25 protein-coding genes are annotated in these 22,885 nt (G+C 62.2%); 8 read left to right on the top strand and 17 right to left on the bottom strand.

Annotated features, from left to right (window positions below; translation table 11 throughout):
• The first annotated feature begins 31 nt into the window (after window positions 1–31).
• Window positions 32–1,018 carry a polysaccharide deacetylase family protein gene (locus tag HV823_RS08830; protein ID WP_176949341.1) on the top strand — a complete coding sequence of 329 codons (987 nt, stop codon included), beginning with the start codon at window positions 32–34 and terminating at the stop codon, window positions 1,016–1,018.
• Between the two features lie 70 nt (window positions 1,019–1,088).
• On the opposite strand, the gene HV823_RS08825 is transcribed toward HV823_RS08830, so the two are convergent.
• The 12 genes from HV823_RS08825 to HV823_RS08770 form a co-directional block, all read right to left on the bottom strand.
• Window positions 1,089–2,117: an NAD-dependent epimerase/dehydratase family protein gene (locus HV823_RS08825; RefSeq protein ID WP_176949340.1), complete on the bottom strand. Its 1,029-nt coding sequence runs from the start codon at window positions 2,115–2,117 to the stop codon at window positions 1,089–1,091.
• 311 nt (window positions 2,118–2,428) lie between these two features.
• A complete protein-coding gene (locus tag HV823_RS08820; protein WP_176949339.1) occupies window positions 2,429–3,151 on the bottom strand; it encodes a sugar phosphate nucleotidyltransferase in 723 nt (240 codons plus the stop codon).
• A 14-nt stretch (window positions 3,152–3,165) separates the two neighbouring features.
• On the bottom strand, window positions 3,166–4,155 hold the full coding sequence (locus HV823_RS08815) for an SDR family NAD(P)-dependent oxidoreductase (protein WP_176949338.1): 990 nt from the start codon (window positions 4,153–4,155) through the stop codon (window positions 3,166–3,168).
• A 17-nt stretch (window positions 4,156–4,172) separates the two neighbouring features.
• Entirely contained in the window at window positions 4,173–5,120 is a 948-nt protein-coding gene (locus tag HV823_RS08810) for an NAD-dependent epimerase/dehydratase family protein (RefSeq protein WP_176949337.1), read from the bottom strand.
• Window positions 5,121–5,424: 304 nt separating this feature from the next.
• Entirely contained in the window at window positions 5,425–6,156 is a 732-nt protein-coding gene (locus HV823_RS08805; protein WP_176949450.1) for an amino acid ABC transporter ATP-binding protein, read from the bottom strand.
• Between the two features lie 24 nt (window positions 6,157–6,180).
• Window positions 6,181–6,825 carry an amino acid ABC transporter permease gene (locus HV823_RS08800; RefSeq protein WP_176949336.1) on the bottom strand — a complete coding sequence of 215 codons (645 nt, stop codon included), beginning with the start codon at window positions 6,823–6,825 and terminating at the stop codon, window positions 6,181–6,183.
• 10 nt (window positions 6,826–6,835) lie between these two features.
• On the bottom strand, window positions 6,836–7,498 hold the full coding sequence (locus tag HV823_RS08795; RefSeq protein ID WP_176949335.1) for an amino acid ABC transporter permease: 663 nt from the start codon (window positions 7,496–7,498) through the stop codon (window positions 6,836–6,838).
• 28 nt (window positions 7,499–7,526) lie between these two features.
• The gene (locus tag HV823_RS08790; RefSeq protein ID WP_176949334.1) at window positions 7,527–8,357 is read right to left on the bottom strand and encodes an aldo/keto reductase; all 831 of its coding nucleotides are present in this window, start codon (window positions 8,355–8,357) and stop codon (window positions 7,527–7,529) included.
• Window positions 8,354–9,181 carry a sugar phosphate isomerase/epimerase family protein gene (locus tag HV823_RS08785; RefSeq protein WP_176949333.1) on the bottom strand — a complete coding sequence of 276 codons (828 nt, stop codon included), beginning with the start codon at window positions 9,179–9,181 and terminating at the stop codon, window positions 8,354–8,356. Before HV823_RS08785 ends, HV823_RS08790 begins: the two co-directional genes overlap by 4 nt.
• Window positions 9,178–10,239: a Gfo/Idh/MocA family protein gene (locus tag HV823_RS08780; RefSeq protein WP_176949332.1), complete on the bottom strand. Its 1,062-nt coding sequence runs from the start codon at window positions 10,237–10,239 to the stop codon at window positions 9,178–9,180. The genes HV823_RS08785 and HV823_RS08780 overlap by 4 nt, the downstream gene beginning before the upstream one ends.
• Entirely contained in the window at window positions 10,236–10,670 is a 435-nt protein-coding gene (gene aroQ / locus HV823_RS08775) for a type II 3-dehydroquinate dehydratase (protein ID WP_246300979.1), read from the bottom strand. The genes HV823_RS08780 and aroQ overlap by 4 nt, the downstream gene beginning before the upstream one ends.
• Before the next feature lie 91 nt (window positions 10,671–10,761).
• Window positions 10,762–11,583, bottom strand: coding sequence for a transporter substrate-binding domain-containing protein (locus tag HV823_RS08770; protein WP_176949331.1), 822 nt, complete (start codon window positions 11,581–11,583; stop codon window positions 10,762–10,764).
• 234 nt (window positions 11,584–11,817) lie between these two features.
• On the opposite strand from HV823_RS08770, the gene HV823_RS08765 reads away from it, so the two are divergent.
• Window positions 11,818–12,510 carry a TetR/AcrR family transcriptional regulator gene (locus tag HV823_RS08765; RefSeq protein ID WP_176949330.1) on the top strand — a complete coding sequence of 231 codons (693 nt, stop codon included), beginning with the start codon at window positions 11,818–11,820 and terminating at the stop codon, window positions 12,508–12,510.
• Here HV823_RS08765 and HV823_RS08760 read toward each other — a convergent pair.
• Window positions 12,483–13,388, bottom strand: a complete 906-nt coding sequence (locus HV823_RS08760) for an NAD-dependent epimerase/dehydratase family protein (protein WP_176949329.1) — start codon at window positions 13,386–13,388, stop codon at window positions 12,483–12,485. The genes HV823_RS08765 and HV823_RS08760 overlap by 28 nt on opposite strands.
• Window positions 13,385–14,083: a hypothetical protein gene (locus tag HV823_RS08755; protein ID WP_176949328.1), complete on the bottom strand. Its 699-nt coding sequence runs from the start codon at window positions 14,081–14,083 to the stop codon at window positions 13,385–13,387. Before HV823_RS08755 ends, HV823_RS08760 begins: the two co-directional genes overlap by 4 nt.
• 155 nt (window positions 14,084–14,238) lie before the next feature.
• Here HV823_RS08755 and HV823_RS08750 point away from each other — a divergent pair, with 155 nt between their 5' ends.
• The 3 genes from HV823_RS08750 (at window position 14,239) to HV823_RS08740 (ending at window position 16,648) form a co-directional block, all read left to right on the top strand.
• Window positions 14,239–14,979 (top strand): SDR family NAD(P)-dependent oxidoreductase, encoded by a 741-nt coding sequence (locus HV823_RS08750; protein WP_176949327.1) that lies wholly within the window; start codon window positions 14,239–14,241, stop codon window positions 14,977–14,979.
• A 9-nt stretch (window positions 14,980–14,988) separates the two neighbouring features.
• Window positions 14,989–15,813, top strand: coding sequence for a sugar phosphate isomerase/epimerase family protein (locus tag HV823_RS08745; protein ID WP_176949326.1), 825 nt, complete (start codon window positions 14,989–14,991; stop codon window positions 15,811–15,813).
• 112 nt (window positions 15,814–15,925) lie between these two features.
• The gene (locus HV823_RS08740; protein WP_176949325.1) at window positions 15,926–16,648 is read left to right on the top strand and encodes an FCD domain-containing protein; all 723 of its coding nucleotides are present in this window, start codon (window positions 15,926–15,928) and stop codon (window positions 16,646–16,648) included.
• 18 nt (window positions 16,649–16,666) lie between these two features.
• Here the strand turns inward: HV823_RS08740 and HV823_RS08735 are convergent, their stop codons facing one another.
• Entirely contained in the window at window positions 16,667–17,845 is a 1,179-nt protein-coding gene (locus tag HV823_RS08735) for a M24 family metallopeptidase (RefSeq protein ID WP_176949324.1), read from the bottom strand.
• Between the two features lie 207 nt (window positions 17,846–18,052).
• Between HV823_RS08735 and HV823_RS08730 the strand changes: the two genes are divergently transcribed.
• The 3 genes from HV823_RS08730 (at window position 18,053) to HV823_RS08720 (ending at window position 21,078) form a co-directional block, all read left to right on the top strand.
• Entirely contained in the window at window positions 18,053–19,051 is a 999-nt protein-coding gene (locus tag HV823_RS08730; protein ID WP_176949323.1) for a zinc-dependent alcohol dehydrogenase, read from the top strand.
• A gap of 158 nt (window positions 19,052–19,209) precedes the next feature.
• Window positions 19,210–19,887, top strand: coding sequence for a GntR family transcriptional regulator (locus tag HV823_RS08725; RefSeq protein ID WP_176949322.1), 678 nt, complete (start codon window positions 19,210–19,212; stop codon window positions 19,885–19,887).
• Window positions 19,888–20,022: 135 nt separating this feature from the next.
• Complete coding sequence (locus HV823_RS08720) at window positions 20,023–21,078, top strand: aldo/keto reductase (RefSeq protein ID WP_176949321.1); 1,056 nt, start codon at window positions 20,023–20,025, stop codon at window positions 21,076–21,078.
• A gap of 138 nt (window positions 21,079–21,216) precedes the next feature.
• Here HV823_RS08720 and HV823_RS08715 read toward each other — a convergent pair whose 3' ends face one another.
• Both HV823_RS08715 and HV823_RS08710 read right to left on the bottom strand, forming a co-directional pair.
• Complete coding sequence (locus HV823_RS08715; RefSeq protein WP_176949320.1) at window positions 21,217–22,368, bottom strand: FUSC family protein; 1,152 nt, start codon at window positions 22,366–22,368, stop codon at window positions 21,217–21,219.
• On the bottom strand, window positions 22,365–22,856 hold the full coding sequence (locus HV823_RS08710) for a MarR family winged helix-turn-helix transcriptional regulator (RefSeq protein WP_246300978.1): 492 nt from the start codon (window positions 22,854–22,856) through the stop codon (window positions 22,365–22,367). Before HV823_RS08710 ends, HV823_RS08715 begins: the two co-directional genes overlap by 4 nt.
• Window positions 22,857–22,885 lie beyond the last annotated feature (29 nt).

The following is a 22,885-nucleotide window of genomic DNA, read 5'->3' as shown; positions in this document are numbered from 1 at the left end:
GCAGGCCCTGATTGAACATCCCGAGGCACTCATGAAGGAAAAGCTGATCAAAGCTCTCGATCTCGCCATTGCCAAAGTTCTTTCGGTGCGGCGGAATGAAGACGATTGCCTGATCGTTCTCGCGTTTCACAGCGTTGTCGACAGGATGGAAGACCTGCAGAGCGGCGTGCTCGACCCGTTCCAGCCCATGACGATCCAGGATGTCGAATTCGTCGCGACGCTGCTGCGCCAGCGAGGATTTAGCCTCGTGACTGGACACGATCTCGATGCCGGAAACGTCCGGGGACCTGCCGCATGGCTCACCTTCGACGATGGTTACGCCAACAACCTGAAGCTTCTGCCGCTCGTTCGTCGCAACGACATGCCTCTTACGATCTTCATCTCTTCTGGCAACGTTGCAAGCGGAGAAGCCTTCTGGTGGGACGTGTTGTTTCGCGAGGAAACGAAACGTGGCACGCCGGCGGCGGCGATCGCTGCCCGCCGAGAAAGCCTCAAAGCCTGCCCTCCCGACGACATCCGGGCGGCCATCGTGACGAGATATGGCGAAGGTGCCATGCGCCCCGTCGCCGACATCGACCGGCCGATGACGCCCGCAGAAGTTACAGCGCTCGCGCGCGAGCCGCTTGTCGAAATTGGCAATCACACCCATTCCCACACGATCCTGACCGTTGTCGACACCGGTACACAGCTGTCAGACATCCGCCGCTGCCAGGAAGAACTCCACCGCCTTACCGGCCGCCTTCCCATATCTATCGCCTTCCCCAACGGTGCCTTCGACAGACGGACACTCGGCGCTGCAGCCGAACTCGGCCTAAGGTTCGGCGTCACCTGCCTTCCCGGGCAGGCCCGTCCGGCATCGCTGCAGACCGTCAACGACAGGTTGACCATCGGTCGCTTCGCCTCAATCCGTCACGGCCGCGTCGAGCGTGAACTCACGCTCGCGACGGCCCGCACGGGTTTTGGCCAACTTCTGGCGGAACGCAACAGGCGCCTCAACTCGGAGCGTTGTCGCAGTTGACGGCGGACTGCCACTGGCCTTGTCCGTGTAGCCGACCCTCGATAACGGGAATTGCCTCCCTTCCGACAAACTATCGCGGCAGCCCTGACACGTATTTTGACGTCAGGCGGCCGCGTTCTGCAGCCAAAACGGCGCCCTCCGATACGGAATCGTAATAGAGGTGGAGGTTTTCTGCATACCAATCGATCAGGCCCGGCAGTTCCGCCTCGAGGGTTGATTCCGGGTGCCACCCAAGCGCCAGCAGCTTGTCGGCCACGACACCGTAACGGCTATCATTGAAGGGCCTGTCGAGACCGCGCTCGGCCAGCTGTTCGCAGCTCCTACCCATGACCCGTCCCACCAGTTCCACCACTTCCATCACCGAGTGCTCGCAAGCACCCGGTACGTTGTACACCTGACCATGCTCGCCCTTCGTCACAAGGGTCACTACCGCTCCGCAGAAGTCCCGGACATGCAGGAAGGAGCGTCTCGCGCTTCCATTTCCGTGAATCTTGAACTTTTCCCCGCGCAGGGCATCACAGATCAGTTTGGGAACGAGCTTTTCCGGATACTGGCGCGGTCCGAAAATGTTGTTTGCGCGCGAAATGATCGTTGGCAGCATGTAGGACTTCGAATAGCAGTGCACGAACATCTCGGCACTCGCCTTCGAAGCGGCGTAGGGATTGGTGGGCGCCAGCGCGTCGTTGTCGAGAAACAGGTGGTCGTCCGCGCCGCCGTAGACCTCGTCCGTGCTGAGGTGGAAGAACAGCCTGACGTTGTTGTCGATCGCCGCCTGCAGCAGCGCCACCGTACCCGAAATGTTGCTTTCCAGGAACGGCAGGACGTTACAATAGGAATTGTCGACATGCGATTCCGCTGCGGCGTGAACGACGAGGTCGACCCCCTTCAGCAGACTGCGCATGAGCGGCTGATCGCAAATGGACGCTTCGACGAGGCGGACCTGGCCGGAACGCAGGGCCGCCGCCAGATGATCGCGGCGGGAAGCATAGCCAATCTTGTCGACGACTATAATTTCTGCCAGCGGGAACTTGCTGCAGAAGCTATCCGCAAGATGCGAGGCAACAAATCCGGCTCCGCCAGTAATACATACTCGCTGCATCTAGAACTCCGGTAACCGAATTGATCGGGCACGAAAGACGAAGAACGAGGCCCGTATTGCCGAACGGAAATGAAAGGGGCAAAATACTAACGGATATTTTTATTCTTTGGCTGAGATCTGCAAGTCGTCTCGCCTCGGCTCAAAATAAATTACGAGCCGGCACCCCACATCAGTATTTTACAGCTCGTTAATATACCAAAAATGTCCATCGATCAATGCGCCATGGCAGAATGCGGCTCCAGGCTTGATCTCGCCAGGTTGCCGCGTCGGACCGCATGCAATATTCACGGGCTTCGCTCCCGGGAGCGAAATCATTTCGAGATCAGCTCGGGAAGGAAGAGCGCCGGATTCGCTTCGAATTCAATCTGCGCCCGCTCGTACTCGCCAAGGTTACCGATGTCGATCCAGTGAAAGTCCTCCCTGTAGCCAATGACGTTACGCTCGGCAGCTATCAGTTTCAGGACGAGCGACGGCGCGTCGAGATACTGGCCCGGCTCGATCAGTTCGAGAATGGCGGGTGAGTAAACATACACGCCCATGGAGGCGGAATAGGATTTAGTCGGCTTTTCGTCATAGCCGACGATCCGTCGATCCGATGTGACATCGAGCACGCCGAGCTGGATCTGAACCGTCGTCTCGACGACGCCTACGGTAAGGTCCGCGGCCTGCGCCTTGTGGACCCGCATCATGTCGGCATAGTCGACATTGGACAGGATATCCCCGTTCATCACCAGAAACGGCTCGTCCAGGCCGGGGATCGTGCCGATCGCGCCGGCCGTACCGAGCGGCTCGTGCTCGATGTGGTAGCGTATCTTCAGCCTTTTCGAGATCGGGCTTTGCTCGAGATAGGTCTGGATCAGCGCACCGAGATAGCCGATCGCGATCACCACCTCGGTAACGCCGTGGTGCACCAACTGGCGCAGGATGATCTCCAGAATAGGCAGTTCGCCGATCGGCATCAGCGGCTTAGGCAAAATCGATGTGTATGGCCGTAGGCGGGTACCTTTACCCCCGGCTAGAATGACAGCCTTCATCGTTTGCTCCCGGTCTAGATCTGATACTCCGTCTCAAAGAAATCGATATTGGTACGCACCCATTCGGCAGTCCGTGCGATACCTTCCTCCAGCGGCACCTGCGGCGTCCAGCCAAGCACCGCCCTCGCCCGGGAAGGGTCCGCGACGAGGCGCATGACCTCGCTCTTGTCCGGACGCAGCCGACTGTCTTCCACAATAATCCGGGGCGTTCTTCCCAGCACCCGGCATATGGTATCGAACAGGCTACCGATGCTCACCTCCACACCCGTGCCGAGCTGGATAACCTGGCCGGGTGTCTCCTGCGTCTCCGCGATCCTCATCGCCCCGGCCACCGTATCGCCGACATAGACGAGGTCGCGCGTCGGCAGGAGCGAGCCCAGCCGGACCGTATCGGAACGCAGCGCCTGAGAAATGATCGTCGGAATGATCGCACGCGCCGGCTGGCGGGGTCCATAGGTATTGAAGGGGCGGCAGATTGCGACCGGCACGCCAAAGGCACGGAAATAGCTGAGCGCCAGCTGGTCTGCGCCGATCTTGCTTGCCGAATAGGGCGATTGGCCCTGTAGCGGGTGGTCTTCGTCGATCGGCACTTTCAGCGCCGACCCGTACACCTCACTGGTCGAAAAGACGACAAGCTTGTCGACATCGTTCTGCCTGCAGGCCTCCAGTACGTTCATCGTGCCGTTGACGTTGGTCTGGACGACATCAACCGGGTGCACATAGGAATACGGTATCCCGATATGGGCAGCGAGATGGAAAACCGTGTCCGCCCCACGCACCGCCTCGTTCACGCCCGAGGGATCCTTGAGATCCCCCATGATGAAACGAATACGCGACCGGACATCGGGCGGCATGGAATCGACCGCGCCGCGGATGCCGCGCGAGGAATAGCGGGTGAAGACTGTGACCTGTGCGCCGGCCGCCACGAGCGCCTCGCACAGATGGCTGCCGATAAAGCCGGCGCCACCGGTTACGAGTACGGGCCTGTCTGACCAGAACGTCATCGGAACACTTCCCTGTCTTACGCCTGTGGAACTTTCGACAGCATGTCTTCGATCATGTCCGAAATCGACCGCTCGATGCAGATTTGCGGCCGCCATCCCGTATCTGCTTCGATACGGGCAATATCGGCATAGCTGACCGGCACCCGTTCGGGGCCAAGCCGGTGTTCGTCCGCCTCCCAATGGAAAGACGTGCCCAGACGATCACCAATTATGGAAAGAATATCCGCGATGGCAAGCGCTTTGCCGGATCCGATATTGTAGACGGACTGCGTTTTCCCGTGCAACGCCACTGCCTCGATCGCAACGGCAACGTCGCGAATGTCGATGAAATCCCGCTTCGAGGTAACATTGCCCACCTTCAAGACTTCGCCCGGACTGTCGAGCGCGTGCCGCAGGAATGCCGCGGGCACGAGATGTGCCGGCTGCCCCGCCCCGGTCAGGTTGAAAGGGACCGCGCACAAGACATCGAGCCCGTCCCTCGCGCCCGCTGCCATTGCGGCAAGAAGGGCAGCCGCCTTGCTCACTCCGTAGAGTGAGACCGGGCGGAGCGGATCGTCTTCGCGCGTTGCCCGATGCAACGGCATTCCGAGCCCGTACTGCGCGGCGGAGCCGATCGTCACAAGCCGCAAAGGCAGGGCGGCAATCCTGATCGCCTCCAACACGGACAGGGTCAAACCGAGATTGTCTTCGAAAAGAAGCTTTTCGTCGTCTCGTCCCGGCGAGGGAACGCGGCCTGCCGCATGAACGACCAACTGCGGCCTGTAGCAGTCGACAAGCCTCGCCAGTTCAGAGGGTTTCGAGAGAGAAACAACGATGTTTCGCACACTGGGAGGCATCTCATGCGCTGTCGGGCGACGCGAGATTGCGACCACTTCCGCCCCGCCGGCCGCCAGTCGAGCGACGACGTGTCGGCCTACGAAGCCATTCGCCCCGGTTACGAGAACCATCTGCCCCGAAATCGCCATGCCAGGCTCCGTGACAATTGGGACCAAACCGGCATTCAAGCGTCGAAAGCAGACCAACCTTCGACCGCAACCAGACCGGTGAAATCGTCGATTGCGCACGTCTGCATGCCGCCAGCCCTGCGACCACATCTCGATCGATACAGCCCTTCGACGCGTCGCGATGCGCGCAACTCAAGCTATACACGGCAGGAGTGTAAGTGCGATCGAACCATCAGGCAACGGCATCCGCGCGTGAATCTCCCATAGCGATTGCCATGCGGCGAAGCACGCACGTGTATGGCACGCGGCTGCTTCCCTGCCCCCTTCAGTGATGCGCGAGAATCTCCCCGAGAAATGCGCGGGTACGCTCGTGCTTGGGGGCGCGGAAGAAGGACTCGGGATCGTTTTCCTCGATGATCTGCCCGTCGGCCATGAAGATCACCCGGTCGGCGACCTGACGCGCGAAGCCCATTTCATGCGTCACGCAGATCATCGTCATGCCGTCGCGGGCCAGCGAAACCATGGTGTCGAGAACTTCCTTGACCATTTCCGGATCGAGCGCCGAGGTCGGCTCGTCGAACAGCATGGCCTTCGGTTCCATGCACAGTGCCCGCGCAATGGCGACACGCTGTTGCTGGCCGCCGGAAAGCTGAGCGGGATATTTTTCAGCCTGATCGCCGATCCTCACCCGTTCCAGATATTTGCGCGCCGTCGCCTCAGCCTCGCTGCGGGAAAGCTTGCGAACGCGCATCGGCGCCAGAATGCAGTTTTCCAGCACGGTCTTGTGCGGAAAGAGATTGAACTGCTGGAAGACCATGCCGACTTCACGGCGGACCGCATCGACGGCCTTCTGGCTGTCGTTCAGACGGTGCCCGGCCACGACGATCTCCCCGCTCTTGATCGTCTCGAGATGGTTGATGCAGCGGATCAGCGTGGACTTTCCGGACCCGGAAGGGCCGCACAGCACGATTTTCTCGCCCTTCGCAACAGTGAGATTGATATTCTTGAGCGCGTGGAAGGCACCGTAATACTTTTCGATGCGCTGCATTTCGATCATGGATGCCACGTTTTTCTCCTCCTATTACTTTGCCTGGCCGGCTGCCATGCGGCGTTCGAGCGTCCGCCCCCACAGCGACAGCGGCCAGCACATCGCGAAATACATCGCGCCGACCACGCCGAACACGAGCAGCGGCCTGTAGATCTGATTGGATACGATGGTGCCTGCGCGGGCGAGCTCGATGAAGCCGACGATCGCGGCCAGCGACGTCCCTTTCAGCAATTGCACCAGAAAACCGACCGTCGCTGGCAGCGAGAGCTTGAAGGCCTGCGGCAAGACGACGTCGAACATGCGGCTGAACCCGTGAAGGCCCAGCGCCTGGGCCGCCTCGCTCTGCCCCTTTGGAACGGCCTGAATGGCGCCGCGCCAGATTTCGCCCAGAAACGCCGAAGCATGAGCCGTCAGGGCGACGGATACGGCACCCCAGGCGGGAAGATCGAAGCCGATCAATGGCAACCCGAAATAGGCGACGAAAAGCTGCATGAGAAGCGGCGTTCCCTGAAAAAGACCGATCCAGCAGATCGCCGGCACACGCAGCCAGGCCGACGGTGAAACGCGCATCAGCGCGACCACCAGGCCGAAGAAGATCCCGCCCGCAAATCCGATAGCGGTCAGAAACAGCGTCCAGGCCAGACCCTGCAGCAGATAGGTAAATTCCTGAATTCCCATGTCGCCCTCCTCACCGTTGCGGATAGCTGAAGGCCCAGCGGCCTATGGCGGCAAGGCACCACATGGTGACCAGCGAAATCACCAGATAGATGCCGGTCAGCGTGAAGTAGACCTCGAAGCTTCGGAATGTTTCGGCCTCGATCCGCTGCCCGACCGATGTCAGTTCATAGGCCGAGATCGAGGTGCAGATGGCCGTCGTCAGCGTGAGCAGGATGAACTGGCTGGACAGCGAAGGATAAATCGCACGCAATGCCGGCGTCAGCACGATCAGCCGGAAGACCTCGTGCTTGTGCAGGCCGAGCGCCAGCCCGGCTTCCGTCTGGCCCTTCGGAATGCTCTCCACACCGCCGCGGATGATCTCGATGGCATAGGCGCCGCCGTTGACACCAAGTGCGATCACAGCCGTCATCGTCGGATTGAGCCGGATGCCGGCGAGCGGCAATGCGAAGAAGACGAAGAAGATCTGCACCAGGAACGGCGTGTTGCGCACGATTTCCACAAAGGCGGTCACGAGCAGTGACGGCAGCCACATCTGCATTCTGAGGATGACGACACCCGCGATGCCGATAAACATGGCGATGAGCATGCCGGAAAAGGCAAGGAACAAGGTGCCGAGCGTCCCGAACAGCAGGGACTGCCAGGCGTCGGTCACCACACTGAAATCGAGTGTCATGGTCTCCCCCCGTTGTTGTTGGATGTCTTCATTGGTCCCAATCCGGCGCCCAGTCGAAGTTGGAATAGCGCTCACCGCGGGCAAGCCCGTGGATCGCAGCCATATCCTCGCCCGAGAGTTCGAAATCGAAGATGTCCAGGTTGGCGCGCATGTTTTCTGGACGCGAGGAGCGCGGGATTGCTCCGACATGGTCCTGCTGCACCAGCCAGCGCAGCGTCACTTGGCCCGCGCTTTTTCCATATTTGCGGCCGATCTCATTGAGCAGATCGGACTTGAATACCTTGCCGCGGGCGATCGGCTGGTAGGCGTTCAGAAGCATGTCCGCCCGACGCATACGCGCCAGGAGTTTCGGCTGCGACAGGAAGGGATGGTACTCCACCTGGTTGCAGAAGAGGTCGGCCTTGTGGACGTCGAGCGCCTCGTCGAGCAGGGCGACGGTGAAGTTGCTGACGCCAATCAGGCGCGTACGCCCGTTCGCCTTCTCCTCCGCGAAAGCGGCAAGCGTCTCGCCGAGTGGAACCTCGCGCGTCGGCCAGTGCACGAGCAGGAGATCCACCTGATCAAAGCCGAGCCGCTCGAGACTTTCCCCGACGCGGCGGGCGACGTTCTCGGGCGCAAGGTCGTTGAACCAAATCTTCGTGGTGACAAACAGCTCGTTGCGCGGCACGCCCGATGCACGGATCGCCCGGCCGACCTCGGCCTCGTTGCCGTACCTGATCGCGGTGTCGATCTGCCGGTAGCCGAGTTCGATGGCGGTTCGAATAGCCGTCTCGCCCTCCGGTCCGGTTAGTTCGAACGTCCCGAGCCCGAGCGCGGGGATGGTCTCGCCGCGAATGATCTTGGTGGCCTGTGAACTCATGCCTGGCTCCTTCCATCGATTGTTTCAAGCACTGCCAGGGTCGCATCTCTGGCGCGCAGCGCCCATTCAGCGGGCGAGAGACCGGCTGCCTGCCTGTCATTGGGAACCTCCACGGCGACCGGCAGTCCACCCGGCAGAGCCGCAAATATGGCCGCGAGGTCGATCGCCCCGTCACCGGGCAGGAACCGCTCGTGGCGCGCGGCGAAATTCAGCGCCTCGCGGGTATCCGGAATGTCCGCCGGACCGTCGCAGATCTGCGCATAGTGCATCCACTGCTCAGGAATGTTTGCGATCAGATCCGCAGGCGTCCGCGACCGCGATACGTGCAACGCATCGACGATGACTCCCTGGTTCGGCTGGTCCGCAGCCTTGAGGACGCGCAGCGCCGCGGCCAGGTCGTGCAACTCCGACTGCGGCATGAATTCGAGATCCATCGACAGGCCGAACGGTGCAGCGGCTTCGCAGAGCGCTGCGAAGGAAGCGGTCAGCCGCCCTTCGTCCGGATCGTCGCCGGCGACGAGTATGGCGCGCGCTCCGAGCCGTCCGGCGCAATCGAGGAACGACAGATAGTCCGTCGCCTGGAAATCAGGCGCGATGCGGATCATCTCGACATCGAACACGCTCACGCCGAGGTCGGCCATCAGCGTGCGAAGATCGCGAACGCGCGCCGGATCGCCCATCAGGGGAAAAGCGATGCCGCCGGGGGCTGCCGGCAGCAGCCGCAGCCCCACATGCTCGTATCCCGTTTCGGCAGCGACGCGCACGGCTTCTTCCGGACCGATCCCGAGACACGTCAGGAAGGACAGGGAAAGTTCTCTGGTCATCTCTCCGTTCCGTCTTCTTCGAGCATCTCCGAAAGCGTGACGGTCCGGTCCTCCGCTGCCGCGCGCGCGACGGCCAGCGTGGCGGCCAGTGTGGCCCTGCCATCTGTCGCGGAGATCAGGGGCTGCTCCTCCCGCCTGATCACGGCGAGGAAGTGATTGAGCTGGGCCAGATAGGTCGGCAATCCGGGCGCACCGCGGTATTCACGCACGAGCGGATGCTGCCAGTGCTCGCCCTCGTTGGCATGCCGCCAAAGGTAGAGGTCGGAGACCGAAAGGGCGCCCTTGCTGCCTGCGAGAAACAGAGACGGTCCGGGCTGGGCGGGATGATAGAGGGCCTGGCCTGACGTGTATTCCCACGCCCAGGGGCTGACGGCGTTGTCAGAGATCAGAAAGGTGCCGAGGGCACCGTTGACGAAGCGGATCGAGATGCTGGCGGTGTCCTCGACCTCGAAGCCACGCTGCGCATTCGACGTGAATGCACGGATGCTCTCGATCTCGCCCACGAGGTAACGCAACACGTCGATGTCGTGGATGAGATTGATGAGGAGCACGCCCCCACCCGCCTTGCGACGCCACTCCATGTTGAAATACTCGGTGGGCTTGTCGAACATCGTCATGCCGTTGACGCCGACGAGCCTGCCCAGGGCGCCACTCTCGATCGCCTGCTTGGCGGCTCGGATATCCGGACTGTGGCGACGCTGATGCCCGACCAGAACCGGCACATTATGGCGTTCTGCCGCCGCGCAGATCTGAGCGGCCGCGCCAACGCTCTCGGCGATGGGCTTCTCGATCAGGCAGGCCACGCCGCGCTCGATACAGGCTATGGCAGCCGGCGCATGAAGCTGGTTCGGCAGGGCGACGATCGCCCCGTCAGGCCTGATCTCGTCCAGCATCGCAAGATAATCGGTACGATGCGGCACCGAAAGGCGCTCGGCAAGGGATGCGGCTTCCGGCGAGGGATCGCACACAGCTGCAATTTCGACCTCGGGGTGGGATGAAAGGAGCTCGGCATGCTCCCGACCGATCAAACCGGCGCCCAACAACGCTATTCTTATCATTTCGTCATCTCCGCCATGGCCCTGAGGGCAAGCCTGTAGCCGTAGGCGCCAAATCCGGCCATGACGGCGGTCGCGGTCTTCGAGACGAGCGACTTGTGGTAGATTTCCTCGCGCTGATGCACGTTCGAGATATGCAGCTCGATCTTCGGGCCGTTGAACATCTTCAATGCGTCGAGAATGGCAATCGACGTAAAGGTGTAGCCTGCCGGATTGATGATGATGCCGGCCGCTTGCGTCCGCGCCGCGTGAACGGCCTCGATGATCTCGCCTTCGAAATTCGACTGCCGGAAATCGATGGCGACGTTCAGTTCTTTCGCATCGCCCTCGCACCAGCCGCGAATTTCGTCGAGCGTCGTGCGGCCGTAGATTTCGGGCTCGCGCTGCCCCAGCAGATTGAGGTTGGGGCCGTTCAGGATGAATATTGTTCGCAATGCCTTTCCTCCCAAGGGCAATGGTAGAGCGTCGGCCGCAACGTGCGGCCGCGCCTATTCCTGTGGTGGTATTGTGTGGGCGATTACGCGCTTACTGCACCGTGAAGGGTACGCCTTCGAGCTTCTCGGGAAACTGCGGCATGGACGCGTCGAGATACTTCTTGTTGATGGCTTCCAGCCGGCCGTCGGCCTTGATCTTGTCGATGAAGCTGTTCAGCCAGTCGTTCATTTCCTTGTCGCCGAGCTTCGAGCAGATACCCATCCACTGCTCGTTGAACACCAGCTTCTGCTCGAAGTCATTGCCCGGGGCGGCCTTGTCGAGGTTGATCTTGTAGGTGGTGTTGCCGCCGATGGCATCGACCTGCCCCGAGACCAGCGCCTGCATCGTCGAACTGTCGTCATCGAAGCGGCGGATATTGGGAACGTCGCCGAGAAGGGTCGTGATCGACTTGTCCTGGGCGGCGCCGCGCGGCACGCCGATCTGCAGATCGCGAGCGTCCTCGATCGTTTCGATCTTGTTCTTCTGGCTCGACAGAAGAATGATCTTCAGGCCGGCATAGGGCTTGGAGAACTGCACCACCTTGGCGCGATCGGGATACATGCCCATCACGGCCATCTGAAGATCGACCTTCCCGGTCACCAGATTTGGAATGCGCGCGGCGACCGCGTTCGGCACGAACTCCACCTTGACCCCGAGTTCCTCGCCGATCAGGCGCCCGACATCGACGTCGTAGCCGATGTTCTGGCCACTCGCATCGATGGACCCCCAGGGCGCCTGCTCGCCCATGACGCCGATGCGCACGACGCCGGCATCCTTGATGCTTTCCAGGGTCTGAGCATTCGCCGAAGACGAGATGCCTGCGAGACCCAATCCCGCCATCAGGGCAAAAGCTGCTGCACGAACTGAAAACATACCCATAACTCCTCCGCTGGGTTGCTGATCTATTTCATTTCCTCCGACCAAGCCTTTGAAAGGACGACAACTCCACCATCGTCAGCTCCATTTCAAACAACTCGATTACAGTTAACCAACTAGTTGGTTGATGTCAATTATTGTTCTATAAGTCATCGGCAGACGGTTCATGCAGCGCGAATTCGCGCTATGAACAGCGGTGGGCAGAACCAGCCGACGTGGGGAATGGCGACGATGGCGAGCGACAACAGTGAAAACGCAACGGGCAATCCGGGCAGCGGCGAGCGGGCGCCGAAGCGCCGCCGGAGCGCGCTGCTCGATTCGGCCATCGTTGAGTTTTCCACCTATGGGATAGGCGGGGCGCGGGTCGACAGGATTGCCGAGCGTGCCAACACCAACAAGGCCATGCTCTACCATTATTTCGGAAACAAGGACGACCTCTACCTGGCCGCCCTGCAGGATATCTATGCCGGCATCCGGGGAGCGGAGAACGAACTGGAGCTCGACCTCTCGGCCCCCGAAGCCGCCATCCGCACGCTCGTCGCCTTCACATTCCGCTACTATGTCGACAATCCCGCCTTCGTGCGGATGATCAATACCGAGAACCTCCATCGAGCTGTTCACCTTCGGGCAGCCGGAGACATGACCACGCTCAACCGATCGATCCTCGACAGGATCAAGGCGATTCTCGACCGGGGCGTTGCGGAGGGCATCTTCCGCGAGGGCATAGACCCGCTCGACCTCTACATCTCGATTTCCGCGCTCGGCTTTACCTACATCTCCAACCAGCACACCCTGGCCGTGCTCTTCGGTCGCGATCTCACGACCGACGAAGCCATAGAAAAGCGCCTCGAAACGATGACCGACATGGTCCTGCGGTTCGTCCGGTCGGATCGGCATCACGCGGCCTCCGACAGCGCGCGATAGTGCGCGAGCGTCCGGGCGATGCCATCCTGCAACAACGTCCGGGGCATCGGCCCGAGCAGACCGTCATAGGGCGTCTCGGCGATTTCCGCAGCCATGGGAACGTTCGGACCGGCGAAGTCGATGGACGCCGACGGAATCTCGCTACGAATGACCTCGATGACCTCGGAAACGTCTGCGGTGCCTCCCGTGAGAGAAAAGGCGTGCGCGCCGTCGAAAGGCCTGATGGCGGCGGCAGCGAAAGCGGCGGCGGCATCGGCGACGAAGACCAGATCCTGCCTTCCGGAATAGCCGATCGTGTAGGGACGGCCCGCAACCGCTTCACGGCAGGCGATGGTCGGACCGGCGGTCAGGCCGACCTCGCGTCCGGGACCATAAACGACAGTCGGACGCAGCCCGACGCTTGCGATCCCCTCGTCCAGCCAATAGGCGCGGCCCACGCCCTCGCATGCCAGCTTGAAGGCGCCATAGAGCGTGACAGGCAACGGGCTGCCCCCATCGTCCGGACCGAATACCGCAGCACTGCTCGCATAGGCGACGCGGTCAATTCCATTGGCTTTTGCCGCCTCGAAGACATTGAGCGTGCCGATGACGTTGACAGTTGCCCCCCGTGCCGGATTGGCCTTGCAGGCGGGCGTCAGCAATGCGGCCAGATGAATGATGGAAGAACAGCCGCGCGCCGCTTCACCGACCGCGGCGGCATCCGTGACGTCGCCTTCGACCCACTCGACCCGGTCCGCTTCGGCACCGGCGATCTCGCGCAGCACGCGCCGATCGGAAGAACGGTCGAATATCCGCGCCGGATGGCCCGACTGCGCGAGCGCCCGGACGATCCAGCCGCCAAGGAAGCCACCGCCGCCGGTGATCAGAACCGGCTTCATGGCGACACCCGCATGTCGTCGTCGGTCAGCGTATAGGCGGCTTCATAAATCGTCGTGACCGGCGCGGACAACAAGCCGGTCGCCGTGGCCAGGTACTCGATCGTCGGGACCGCGGCCTCCAGACCGGCTCGCGATGCCCCCTCGACGAGAATGACGACATCGAACTCCCGCTCGGACATGGCGCTGCGAAGTTCCGTCTCGCGGGTACGCACCCCGGAGACTTCGCTGCGCGCCAGCCCCAGATGCACGCAGCAGATGCCGGGAAGAGCCAGTATGGCATCGGCCAGAGCCTGTGCCTTCCCTTCGATCGCCGCGCGGGCATCCGCATCGGTCAGGTCGAAGCGGATCGTCGCCATGCTGCCGCCATCCCCCCGGCCCGCCTCAGCGACACGCTCACAGGCGATGCGCAGAAAATTCTGGAAGCTCGGCGCCACCGCGGCCGTCCATGGCGTGGGATTGTTCAATCGCTCAAGATAGTCCGCGGACCGGAATACTTCGACCGTGTCGGCCGCATAGATCGTACCGAAGACGTGGCGGCCGGCCTGCGGGTCGTGCAGGCGCTTTCCTGTCCGGAAGCCGGGTATCGAAAGCCGCTCGGGCATGTGCTCGCGCGTATGCCACTCGATGTATTCGCCATGCTCGCCTTCGGCAATATCGTGCCAGATGGCCAGAAAGGCAGACCCCTTCAATGCCATTTCATGCTCCTCCCAGTCCTCCAACCGGCCCGGCCTGATCGACCAACTTGACAATCAGGCCGGTTCCGCTTCATGTAGACTACTAGAATGTTAGTATGTCGCAATTGTCAAGCCGCGAGTTTTCGGTACGCGAGCGATGACAGGAGGAGGAACGAATGCAGCAGAGCGAAACGTCACGGGTTGCTATCATCACCGGAGGCGCTGGCGGCCTGGGCTATCCCATCGCCGAGCGGCTGGCAGCCCAGGGGCACAAGGTCGCGATATGGGACATCAACGGCGAGCGTGCGGAGGCAGCGGCGGCAAAGCTTCCCAATGCGAAGGGCTACGAGGTCGACGTGACCGACCCGGATGCTGTGTCCGAGGCAACCGCACGGGTCGTGAGCGATCTTGGGCCGCTCGGCATTCTGGTTACATGCGCCGGCCATAACGGGCCGCTCAGGGAATTCGCCGAATACCCTCTCGACGGCTGGCGCTTCGTCATGTCGCTCAATCTCGACGCAGTCTTCCACTGCTGCCAGGCCGCCGTCCGGGAAATGCTCAAGACCGGATACGGACGCATCGTCAACATGGCCTCGATCGCGGGCAAGGAAGGCAACCCGAATGCGGTGGCCTATTCTGCCTCGAAGGCGGGCGTGATCGGCCTGACCAAATCGATCGGCAAGGAGCTGGCGACCACCTCTATTCGCGTGAACTGCGTGACACCGGCTGCGATCGAGACGGAGATGCTCGAACAGCTGACCCCCGAATTCAAGGCATACGTCACATCCAAGATCCCCGTCGGGCGTCTCGGCCGCGCAGAAGAAGTAGCAGCGCTCGTATGCTGGCTAACTTCCGAGGAGTGTTCATTCTCCACCGGCGCCGTTTTCGACGTTTCCGGCGGCCGTGCAACCTATTGAGGCGGCCCAATGCACGGACAACACCTGCTTTCCCTCGCCTTTCTGACCGTCCAGGGATGCCCGCCGGTCGAACACGTCAAATGCGCAGCCGCCGCCGGTTATGACGCCGCCGGGCTGAGGCTCATTGCTCCGCACGGCCTGGCCCTCGCGCATCCGATCGTCGGTGACAGGCCGCTGATCCGCGAGATCCGCACCGTCGCAGCCGATCTCGGCATCTCCTTCCTCGACGGCGAGGTCTTCACCTTGCTGCCGGACACGGACGTGGAGGCATGGCTTCCCGTCATCGAGACCGCAGGCGAATTCGGCATGCCGATCATGCAGATCACCTGCGAGGACCCGGAGCTTTCCCGCGCGGCCGACAATCTGGCGCGCATCGCCGACGCAGCAGCCGATCACGGGATAAAGATGGCCATCGAGTTCATGCGCTGGCGCAACGCGGCAACCATCGAGGATGCGGCAAGACTGGCGACGGCTTCAGGCCGTGGCAATGTCGGCATCCTGCTCGATGCCCTGCATCTGTCGCGCTCCGGCGGCAGTCCGGCCGCCGTCGCCGCCCTGCCGCAGGACCTCGTCCTCTATCTCCAGCTTTGCGATGCACCGGCCGAGCAGCCTGCCGACAATGCGGCCTGCATCGCAGAAGCGCGCGGTGCGCGGATGCTGCCGGGAGACGGCGGATTGTGGCTTGAGGAATTGATGGCGTTGCTTCCGGCAAGCATTGCCATCAGCGTGGAAACGCCGCACAAAGGCGATTCGGAGCTCGGCTTCCTTGAGAAGGCACGCAAGGGCATGACTGCCACGCGCGCCTTTCTCGACGCACTGCCGGGCCGATCATGAGCATCGGCTGCCGGTTGGACGGCCGCACCGATGGCAGGATGGCCGGTTCCGAAATGATGGTTTCGACGAATTGGATTAGTATGGGCGCGACAACTCGGGGAGGCATCGCGAAGTGGATCGTAGAACACGTGGCTCATTGACCGCCCGCGTCACGGAGCGCCTGCGCAGCGCCATTCTCGACGGAGAACTGGAGCTTGGCGACGCGCTCTCCGAGGACAAGCTGGCAACCATACTCGGCGTGAGCCGCAGTCCGGTGCGCGAGGCATTCACCGCGCTCGAGCAGGAGGGCTTGATCGACATTCGGCCGCAGCGCGGCAGCTTCGTGTTCATGCCAAGCAGAGAAGATACGGAAAACCTTTGCGAATTCCGCAGAATGATCGAGCTTGAGGCAATGCGGCTGGCCATGCAGAGAAAGCGCAGCGAGACGCTTGCGGCCATGACGATCGCGGCGGAGGAGATGCGGGATGCAATCCTCGCAGAGGACAATCTTCGCAGTTCCAGCGCCGATACGCTTTTTCATAGCGTTGCGATCGAGAATTGCGGGAACCCGTACCTGATCAACGCCTACCGGCTCGTGGCCGCAAAGGTGGGCGCCTTGAGATCGCACCGATCGACGTTGCCGACGCGCCGGCAGGCGAGCGAAGAACACTTTGCGATCCTGTCGATGCTTAAGGACAACGACATGAACGGGGCAATGGAAGCGCTCGGAACCCACATCCTCATGATGGCCAAACGCTACAGCCTTGAACCGATCACGGTGCCAGGCGCGACCGGACGAGCGGGAAAGGCGACACGCAACGCCTCGCTGGACCATATCGGCCCCCTCCCCGACTAAGACCACCCCCCGGGCCCCCTAACGTCCCGGAGAATTCCAGCCCCGTGCGCCATCGCCGTAACCAATGCACCCGTCATCGGTCACAGCAATCGTGTCCTCCAGCTTGACGAAGCCGAGACGCGGGTGCTGCAGGGTCGTCTCGATGGACAGGACCATTCCGGTATGGAGCGGCCGGTTGCGGTGCGCCGCTGGATAAGGAATCGGGCCGTCATCCAGAAGCCGGGGCGCTTCGTGCGAAATCAGGCCCATGCCGTGCGCCACGAAACTGAGCTTTCCCTCGCGGGGACGCACCAAGCGTTCGGCAACGGCCTCGAAGATCTCCGCGCCCATCGCGCCCTGCCGGATCGGCCGTCGTGCAAGCTGCTGTATCTCCTCGATCGCGGCAAGCGCGTCTTCAAGCTCCGGCGAGGGTTGCCCCAATATGCCCATGCGGCAGAGATCGCCGATATAGCCTCGATAATTGCCACCGGAATCGAGTGACAGGATATCGCCCTCCCGGATTCGTTGGTCGGAGGGCGCGCGGTTCAGATCTCTGCCGGCCGTAATCAGGCAATATTCGAAGGTGAGCCCGCGACGCACTTCCTCCTGTCGCAGGATTTCGACGATCTCGCGCTTGGCAAGGCCGGGTTCGATGCGCGCAAACGTCGCCAGCATCGCGTCGACGACGCCCTCGGAGGCGATCCTGAGACAATCCAGTTCCGCAGGCGACTTGATCGCCCGCAATTCCTCCAGCACTTCGACGCAATCCGAAAGCCGCACGCCGGGCAAGCCGTCTTGCAGAGCCATCATCGCATCCGCCGGGAGAAACCCAGCCTCCACGCCGATGGACGATGGTTCGATCCCGGCGGAGGTGACGTATTCCATCGCGTAGCGCATCGCGTCAACCGATCCGCGCGCGCGTAGATCGAGATGAGCGGGCCAGAGACTGCCGAGATCCCGTTCATAGGCCTCATTGGGATTGCCGACATAGCCGGTGAGCTCAGGGTGGCCGCGTCGATAGATAAGGATGGGAAGGTAGCGGCTTAGCCCCGTTGCATCCATGTAATCGAACATGAAGAAGCGGTAGCCACCCAGCAGGTGCTGCACATTGTGCTTGGATGTCACAAGGAGCAGATCGAGGCCCCGCTCCTCCATCAACCGATCGAGCAGGCTGGCATCGAACGGTGCAACACCGCAAGCTCCATTTTCGGATTTCATTCCAATTCCTCCTCCTGCACCACGCAAACAGTCCCGGCCCAATCACAACACGGTCACCGGCCCATTGGCCGCATGCCCCGCCCGCCCGACGGCCACGGAATTGTTGACATACAGTACCTCAGCTTGCAAGTTGACGCTTCGGCGGAGGCGAAGGGGCGTGCGGCTGGCATGGGCGGCGGCGCCCATGAAAATGCGAAGGAGGAATGAATGCAGGCGCTCGTCTATCTCGGGAAAGAAAACATGGAGTACCGGGAGATCGACGATCCTCGCCCCGGAACGGGCGAGGCGGTGGTGCGGGTGGCAGCCTGCGGCATCTGCGGTTCCGACATGCATGGTTATCACGGCTATGACCCGCGGCGCGTTCCACCGATGATCATGGGGCACGAATTTGCCGGCGTGGTGGAAACCGGGCCGATGACGGGCACCCGCGTCACCGTAAATCCTTTGCTGACCTGCGGCCGCTGCAACGCCTGCATCTCGGGCAGCCCGCAACTTTGCGAAGAGCAACGCAACATCGGCCTTCCTCCGCATGCGGGGGCTTTCGCCGAAAAAGTGGTGGTGCGCGAAACCAATCTGGTGCCGATCCCGGACACAATGGATTTCGTCACGGCTGCACTCAGCGAACCTGTCGCGGTCGCATACCACGCCGTCCGGATCGCAACTCGCCTGTCAGACCGTCCCCTTTCTGCTCGTCGCGTCGCGGTTCTGGGTGGCGGCGCCATCGGGCTGGCCACGGCACTTGTGGCCCTGTCCCAGGGAGCGCGGCAGATTTTTCTGGGTGAGACGAACGCGAACAGGCGAGCGACCGCGCGCGCTGCAAATGGCGATATCGTCGCCTACGAGCCCGGCGGCACGGACGAACCAGCCGACGCCACAGTGGACCTCGTCTTTGATGCCGTAGGCGCACAGGCGACGCGCGCGGCCGCCTTTCGCATGACGCGGCGCGGCGGCGCCATCGTACACCTCGGCCTGCTGCCGGGTGGCGATGGCGTGGACGTGCGCCGCCTGACGCTTTCGGAAATCGCCTTCGTCGGATCCTATTGCTACTCCATGATCGATTTCCGCGAAACCGTGGACCTGCTCGCATCCGGACGACTCGGCCCGTTGAACTGGGTCGAGACGCGGAAGATGTTCGATGGCGCTGCAGCTTTCGCAGATCTCGATCGGGGGCGTGCGGATGCGGCAAAACTCGTTCTGGTCAATTGACCTGCGCGTGAAACCCGCTCATGCCTGCCTTCTATCGCTGCAAGGAAATGCCTGTAACGATTGGCCGTCCCCGCCGGTCAGGGAACAGCCCGTCAGGGAAAACGACGCGTCCTATGAACGAACATGAGGACCCTAAGGCGAACAGGAACATCAATCCCATGAAAAACAGCCCCATCAGGCCGCAGTCGCTTGCCGAAATTGTCGCCGATCGCTTGAAGGCCGCCATTCTTCGCCGGGAGCTGGCGCTGGGCGAGGCGCTTTCGGAGGAGAAGATCGCGGCCGCCATGGAAGTCAGCCGCACGCCGGTGCGCGAGGCGTTGACCATGCTGCAACTGCAGGGGCTGATCACCATCCTGCCGCGCCGCGGCAGTTTTGTCTTCAAGCCGGATCAGCAAACCTTGCATTCGCTGGTGGAGTATCGCGTCCAGCTCGAACTTCTGGCCGCGGACTGGGCGACGCAACGGGCGCCGGAAGCTCTGCATTCGGCGCTGATGCAGGCAATCGCAATCATGGAAAAGGCCCGTGACGAAGACGATTCATTTGCCTATGCCACGGCGGACACGCAGTTCCATGAGGCATTCATCGTCCATTGCGGCAACCCGCTGGTGATCCAGGCCTACGGGATCGCCGCCGGCCGGCTGGCGGCGCTGCGATCGCATCTTGCTGAACAACTGGGCCTGCACCGGCAAAAGACCCTGCAAGAGCATCACCAGATCGCCCGCGCCGTTGAGGCAAGAGATGCCGAACAGCTGCGCCTTCTCCTGAAGCAGCATATCGAGGCGATGGAGCCCAACTACGCCAATGCGTTGACCCTGTTGGACATGCGCTCCGGCTGACGTCGCCGCCGGCACCGGCCGGCCGGGCGTCGCTCCGCGACTGCGACAAGCGACATCTCTCTGCTTGACGTTTCCCTGCCACCCTGATGCACATATGCAGCCAGCGCACTGCAATCGAACAGAAGGAACGAAAACATGGAATACCGCCTCCTCGGTCGTTCGGGCCTGAAAGTCTCGACCATTACGATGGGAACCATGACCTTTGGCGGCAAAGGTTGGGCAAAGACCGTAGGCGACCTCGGCGTCTCCGACGCCGGGCGACTGGTTGACATGTGCCTCGATGCAGGCGTCAACTTCATCGACACGGCGGATGTCTACTCCGAAGGCGCGTGCGAGGAGGTGCTGGGGGAAATCATCGGCGGACCGCGTCGCAACGGCCTGCTCATCGCCACCAAGGCACGTTTTGCGATGTCGCCGGATCCCAATGATGTCGGCTCCTCGCGCTACCATCTCATCCGTGCCTGCGAGGCCAGCCTGCGGCGATTGAAGACCGACGTGATCGATCTCTACCAGCTGCACGAATGGGATGGCATTACCCCTCTTGAAGAGACGTTGGAAGCGCTGGACCTGCTCGTAAGCCAGGGCAAGGTGCGCTATGTCGGCTGCTCCAATTTTTCCGGCTGGCACATCATGAAGGCGCTGGGGGTGAGCGACAGAGACCGGCGACCGCGCTTCGTAAGCCAGCAGATCCACTACACGCTTGAGGCGCGCGAAGCAGAATACGAGCTCCTTCCGATCTCGGTCGATCAAGGCCTTGGCGTGCTGGTCTGGAGCCCGATCGCTGGCGGCCTGCTGTCGGGCAAGCACCGCCGCAACCAGTCCGCACCCGAGGGCACGCGGCAGTTCGCCGGATGGACCGAGCCGCCGATCCGGGACGAGGACCGCTTATGGAACATCGTCGACACGCTGGTCGCCATCGGCAACGAACGCAACGTCTCTGCGGCGCGCGTGGCGCTGTCCTGGCTGTTGGGCCGGCCGGGCATCACCTCGGTGATCATCGGCGGACGCACGCCCGAACAATTCAGCGACAATCTGGCAGCCGCCGAGCTGACTCTGTCGGATGAGGAGCGTGCGCGCCTCGATACGGTCAGCGCGCCGCCCATCCTGTATCCCTACTGGCACCAGCTCAACACGGCCAGCGACCGTTTGAGCGAGGCGGATCGGGTCCTCCTCGGACCGCACCTCAAGTAGGATTGAGGGGGCTCAATCTCGGTCGTGAGGTCACGTAACGGCTCGGCAAGGACAGCCGACGCGCGCCACGATGCGACCCGTCAGCGGCTATCGCCGACGGGGAATTCTACGTGTAGTCGAGCCGCGATTGCGACGCCATCAAGATTGCCGTGCGGCACGGGCGGCGTGATGCTCGGCCAGATATCGCCTGTCATCAAGCGTCGAGCAGAGAATGGCGAGCACGACACCGATACCGGCACCGAGGAGAGTGTCCAGCACGCGCTCGGGCACCATCCCCAGGCCGGCAGCTTGAGGTGCTGCAAGCTGGCTCATGAGCAAGGCCATCGGAGTGACGAAGATCTGGCCCAGGGCATAGTTGAAGCCGATGACCATTTCGGTTGCGAATTGAAGGGCGGCCAGCAACGCGATTATCGTCCAGACAGACGGCTCCTGAACCAGAAACATCCACACCATGACGGCACCGATGATCGTGCCGGCCGTCCTTTGCAGGGCGCGGTTCATGCTGATGTGCAGATGGGTTCCCTGGACGACAGCGACTGCCCCGATGGCCGCCCAAGCGGGATGAGCCGCACCCAGCGCATGCGCCGAAAGGGCCGCGACCGCGGCACCGAGAGCAACACGAATGGCCGCAATGCCCCGGTGAGCGACCGGCCGCCGCGGCTCGGCAGCAAAGGAAGTGCCATCCTCCGGAAGCCTGCGCAGGGCTTCCGTCAACGCGCAGACGGCAAAAGCCATGAGGGCGACTGACGCAGTTGCGATCGCACGCTCGATCACGGCCGAGCCGGAAGCCACCGGCCCCATCGACGCGCCGGCGGCGAACACGAAGATGAGCGGGCCTGGCGGGCCGAACTGCCCAGACACGCTGACGAAGGAAAACAGGCCGGAGCACAGGGCGAGCACCAGCAACTGGATGGCGGGAGATGCGCCGAACCAGGTCGCCAGCGACATGACGACGACCGCGAAGGTCTGCCAGAACGCACAAAGGATGAGGACCCTGCCCCGGCTCGCGCGCGGCGCGAACCGGCCGAACAGTGCGACGAGTGCTCCCAGCGAAGCGAAGCCGATCAGATGCGGCCAGGGCGAGAGGATAACGATCGGCAGTGCGACCGCCGCAGTCGCCGCCGCCTGGAATCCGGCCAGCGCTGCATTGCGCAGGGAGGGCTGCTGCGCCAGCATCATGCTCTCGCGGACCTGATGCGGGTGGAGAACATGCCGCGCCGAATCGACCCGGCGAGCGCGAAGCACTACAGAAGGTTCAGCCTCGGCGGCCAAAGGCGTATTCGTGTTCATTTGGACGCTTCTTGTCGGCGCCGCGTCTGGATGTCGGACAGCCGCTGTTCGATTTTGTCGAAGTGCTGGAGCATTTCGGCGATCTCCCCGTCAGAGATATCAGCCAGCATCTCCTCCTCGCCTTTGGCCAGTTCCCGCCGGATTTCGGCAACCCGCTCCTCGCCCTTCGCCGTGAGATAGATCAACCGCGCGCGGCTGTCTCTCTCATCGATGCGACGCTCGGCCAGGTCCTGCCTGCAGAGGATATCAAGCAGGCGGACGAGGCTGGAACCGTCGATGCCCACAAGTGCTGCCAGTTCCTTCTGCGAAACGCCGCCGCCGGTTTCCTGCAAGTGGATCAGGGGCGCCCAGGTGGCGTCCGAAAGACCCGACTCGGCGAGGCGCGTATCGAGGGCCCGCCGCCAGCGGCGGGCAAGCAGCGAGAAGCGGATCCCGAAGCGGGACCGTGGAGAAGAACCATCTTTCATCATCAAAAGGTTGTAGCCCAATTTAGTTTGAATTGCAATTCAAACTAAAT

This window comes from Mycoplana rhizolycopersici (assembly GCF_013378445.1).
GTDB lineage: Bacteria > Pseudomonadota > Alphaproteobacteria > Rhizobiales > Rhizobiaceae > Mycoplana > Mycoplana rhizolycopersici.
Note: the sequence above shows the minus strand (reverse complement) of the source record. Positions and strands in the feature narration are given on the sequence as shown.